The 4,117-nt window shown below is 69.8% G+C and carries 4 protein-coding genes; 1 reads left to right on the forward strand and 3 read right to left on the reverse strand.

Going from position 1 to position 4,117, the window contains the following annotated elements; translation table 11 throughout:
• Both ACV4UX_RS17645 and clcA read right to left on the reverse strand, forming a co-directional pair.
• Positions 1-360 (reverse strand): KUP/HAK/KT family potassium transporter (locus ACV4UX_RS17645; protein WP_491594590.1); only part of this gene is annotated, 360 nt, incomplete at its 3' end.
• 32 nt (positions 361-392) lie between these two features.
• Entirely contained in the window at positions 393-1,754 is a 1,362-nt protein-coding gene (clcA, locus tag ACV4UX_RS17650; protein WP_491594591.1) for a H(+)/Cl(-) exchange transporter ClcA, read from the reverse strand.
• Positions 1,755-1,886: 132 nt separating this feature from the next.
• Here clcA and ACV4UX_RS17655 point away from each other — a divergent pair, with 132 nt between their 5' ends.
• Entirely contained in the window at positions 1,887-2,315 is a 429-nt protein-coding gene (locus ACV4UX_RS17655; protein ID WP_173086721.1) for a hypothetical protein, read from the forward strand.
• A 166-nt stretch (positions 2,316-2,481) separates the two neighbouring features.
• Here the strand turns inward: ACV4UX_RS17655 and ACV4UX_RS17660 are convergent, their stop codons facing one another.
• Positions 2,482-3,885: a Do family serine endopeptidase gene (locus ACV4UX_RS17660; protein WP_491594592.1), complete on the reverse strand. Its 1,404-nt coding sequence runs from the start codon at positions 3,883-3,885 to the stop codon at positions 2,482-2,484.
• Positions 3,886-4,117: the final 232 nt, after the last annotated feature.

A 4,117-nucleotide genomic window follows, 5' to 3' on the forward strand; every position in this document is an offset into this window, starting at 1 on the left:
GAGCAGCGCCGCGCCGCACAGGCCCAGCAGGGTGGTCAGGGCCACGGTCTTCTGGCCGAGCTTGCGCGCGGGCAGAAGCTCCACCAGGGCGAACATGCCGCCCTCGCCCTTGTTGTCGGCGCGCAGGATGAAGGAGACGTATTTCACGGTGATCACCACCGTGAGCGACCAGAAGATCAGCGAGAGCACGCCCAGCACGTTGGCGGGCGAAAGCTCGATGGCGTGCAGGCCGTGGAAGCATTCCTTCACGGCATAGAGGGGCGAGGTGCCGATGTCGCCGTAGACCACGCCCAGCGCGCCCAGGGCCAGGGCCAGGGTGCGCTTGGTGCTGTCCGGTTCGCCGGAGGGGTGGGACGCCATGGCGGGCTTGTATGCGCCGGGGAGCGGGCGTGTCAAATCGTCGGGTTCGACGCTTCCCGGGCCAGCACCCTTTCCAGGAGCACGCGGTAGATGGGCTTGGTCCCCAGCGAGGCGGCGGTGGCCGCCGCAGTGATGCAGGCCAGCATGAGCGGCAGGGTGAGCTGGTAGTTGCGCGTCATCTCCAGGATGAGCACCATGCCCGTCATGGGGGCGCGCACCGTGGCCGCGAAGAGCGCGCCCATGCCCGCCACGGCGAAGGCGTCCGGCGGGGGGCAGGAGCCCGGGAACAGGGCCTGGGCCGAGGCCCCGAAGAACACCCCCCAGAGCGTGCCCAGGGCCAGCATGGGCGCGAAGATGCCCCCCGGAGCGCCCGAGGCGTAGCTGAGCATGGTCAACGGGAACCGCACGGCGAAGAGGGCCATCAGGCTCCAGGCCGGACCGGCCAGGGCGTGGTCCAGCACGGCCGAGAGCGTGGCGTGGCCGCCCCCGGCCGACACGGGCCAGGCCCAGGCGCACAGGCCCGTGAGCGCGCCCACGGCCAGGGCGGCGGTCAGGCGCGGGCGCGCGGCCAGGGGCTCGAAGAGGTCCAGGGTGCGCGTGAGGCAGGCGTTGAAGGCCGTGCCCGCCAGCCCCACGGTGAGCCCGAAGGCCAGGAACAAGCCCAGGGAGGCGGGGTCCGGGTCCGGCAGCAGGGGCATGGGGATGGCCTGGCCCGGTCCCGCCAGGAGCAGGCAGGCCACCTGGGCGGCGGCGCAGGCCACCACCACGCAGTGGAAGGAGACGAAATCGAAGTGGAAGTGCTCGCGCATCTCCTCCACCACGAAGAGCACTCCGGCCAGGGGCGCGCCGAAAGCGGCCGCCAGCCCGGCCCCGGCCCCGGAGGCGGCCAGGCAATGGCGGGCGTAGGCCGCGTCGCGTCCGAAGAGCCAGGCCGTGAGGCGTCCAAGGGCCGCGCCCATCTGGATGGTGGGTCCCTCGCGGCCCAGGGCCAGCCCGCTGCCCAGGGCGGCTGTTCCCGCCGCGAACTTCACCAGGAGCACCCTGGCCCAGCGAAAGGGCCGCAGCCCGGCCAGCGCGCCCTCCACCTCCTGGATGCCGCTGCCGCCCGCTTCGGGGGCGAAGCGGCGCACGGCCCACACGGCAAGCCACGTCAGCGCGGCCGTGGCCAGCATGGACGCGGCCCAGGCCAGAGCGCCTGAGCGCGAGACCAGGTGGAGCCGCAGGGCCTGGACGCCGTCCGCCGCCAGATGGAAGGCCGTGGCCAGGGTCCCGGCCGCGCCGCCGGTAAGGGCGGCCAGGGCGAAGAGCGTGGCGAAGCGCCTGGGCGCGGCGAGCTCGGCCCGGCCTGGGTCGGCGCGGTCAAGCTCCGCGCGGTCGGTGTCGGGGGGGTGCATGGGCGGCCTCCGCGTCCATCCTATCCCGGAGCCGGGCGCGAAACAAGGCCGCCGGGTTTTCGCCCGGACCTTGCGCCAAGCCCCGGGAGGGGGTATCCGGGGGCCATCATCCCTGCGATCAAGGAGTGCGCGATGCGAACGATTCTTTTTGCCCTGGCCGCGCTCTGCGTGGCCGCCACGGCCCAGGCCCAGCAGCAGCGCGTCTACGAGTGCGTGCGTCCGGACGGCACGGTGATCTGCACCGTCTCCGACACCTCGGGCGACCCCAGCGTGACCTGCAACTACGAATGCGTGGACTGCAACATGGTCTGCGCGGCCAGGATGCGCCTGGCGGAGGACAAGGCCGGCAAGGAGGTTCCCGTGGCGCCGCCCGCGGTGAAGGGCGAGCGGCGCAAGGCCTCGGGCGGCCAGCCCGAGACGCGCGAATACTGCCGCAAGGCCTTTGAGGAGTGCCGCGCCAAGTGCAAGGCCGACCCCAAGAACAAGCGCAAGTACGACATGGACGCCTGCCTCTCCAGCTGCGACAGCTGGTATTCGGGCTGCGGTATGGGCGGGCAGTAGCCTCCCACCGGAGCGTGACGCGAAACGCCCGGCCGTGCAAGCGGCCGGGCGTTTCGCGTCGGGGGCCTTGAAAACACCAACCCCCCCGGGATGGGGGGGCTGATGCGAGGGTGGAGGAGGACCTCCCCGGGCGTGGCTAGCTCCCGGGCAGGCTTGTGAGGGACATCTATTGCACGGGGATGGACCGGAACACCGGCTGTCCCTGGCGTTTGAAGAGCACGACCACCGCGCCCCTGGCCTTGCCTTCCTTCTCGATGATGGAGGCGGCCTCTTCGGGGGTGGCGACCGGGCGCTGGTTGATCTCCATGAGCACGTCGCCCCGGCGCAGTCCGGCCTCGGCGGCGGCGGAGTTCTGGGCCACGTCCACCACCAGCAGCCCCCCGGCGGGCTTGCCGGTGCGGGGATCGGTGGCGGAGAGGGTCATGCCCAGGGTGTCGCCGCCCTTGGCCTGGGCGGGGTCGTCGCCCATCTGGCCCAGGGCCTTGGCGTCGCGTTCCATGAGGGTCACCTTGGCGGTCTGGGACTTGCCCTTGCGCAGGTAGGTGACGGTGACGGGCTCGCCGGGGTTCATGTTGCCGATGCGGGTGGTCAGGTCGTGGGAGTCGGCCACGGGCTGTCCGTTCACGGCGGTGATCACGTCGCCGGAGGCCAGTCCCGCCTTTTCGGCGGCGCTGCCGGGGCCCACCTGGCTCACCAGGGCGCCCTTGGCCTCGGACAGTCCCAGGGCCTTGGCGGTGTTTTCGTCCACGGACTGGATGGTCACGCCCAGCATGCCCCGGCTGACCTTGCCCTTGTTCTTGAGCTGGGCCACCACGTCCTTGGCGATGTTGGCGGGGATGGCGAAGCCGATGCCCTGTCCCGAGGCGATGATGGCGGCGTTGATGCCCACCACTTCGCCGTCCAGGTTCAGGAGCGGTCCGCCGGAGTTGCCGGGATTGATGGAGGCGTCGGTCTGGATGAAGTCGTCATAGGGTCCCGCGCCGATCACGCGGCCCTTGGCCGAGACGATGCCCGCCGTGACGGTGTGGGCCAGGCCGAAGGGGTTGCCGATGGCCACCACCCAGTCGCCCACGCGCAGCTTGGCGGAGTCGCCCAGCTTGAGGAAGGGCAGGGAACTGCCGTTGTCGATCTTGAGCAGCGCCAGGTCGGTCTCGGGGTCGGTGCCCACCACGCGCGCCTGGATGGTCTTTTCGCCCTTCTGGAGCTTCACGTTCACCTTGTCGGCCTTTTCCACCACGTGGTTGTTGGTGATGATGTAGCCGTCTGCGGAGATCAGGAAGCCGGAGCCCAGGGAGCGGGAGCGCTTCTGCTGTTGCTGCTGGGGGTTCTGGTTGAAGTATTGATCGAACTGCTCGAAGAAATCGTCGAAGGGTGTGCCCCGGGGGATCTGCATGCGCGGCTGGCGCTGCGACTGCTTGGGGGCGGTTTCGGTGAAGATGTTCACCACGGCCGGTCCGGCCTTTTCGGCCAGATCGGCGATCCTGGGCAGCTCCGCGAGGGCCTGCCCTGCCGCAAACAGGACGATGAGGGCGCTGAAGAGGGAGAGCTTGAACAGATTCGTCCGATGCATGGTTCACTCCTGGTTTCGGGCCGCGTCGCGTCCCGTGATGCCAGGAGTTAATCGCCGTGAATGACAGGAAGCTTTCCGAGGGATGAACAGAAATTCATCATGCTGGATTGCCCTAGGGTTTTCTTGGACACCAACTTGGACGTATGGAGCGGACGTCCTGGAGGTGTCAGATGGTCATGACCTGCTCGGCCCTTTTCGGACCAGCTGAAACTTGAGAAGGTGTCTCCCGACG

The organism is Fundidesulfovibrio sp. (assembly GCF_058402725.1).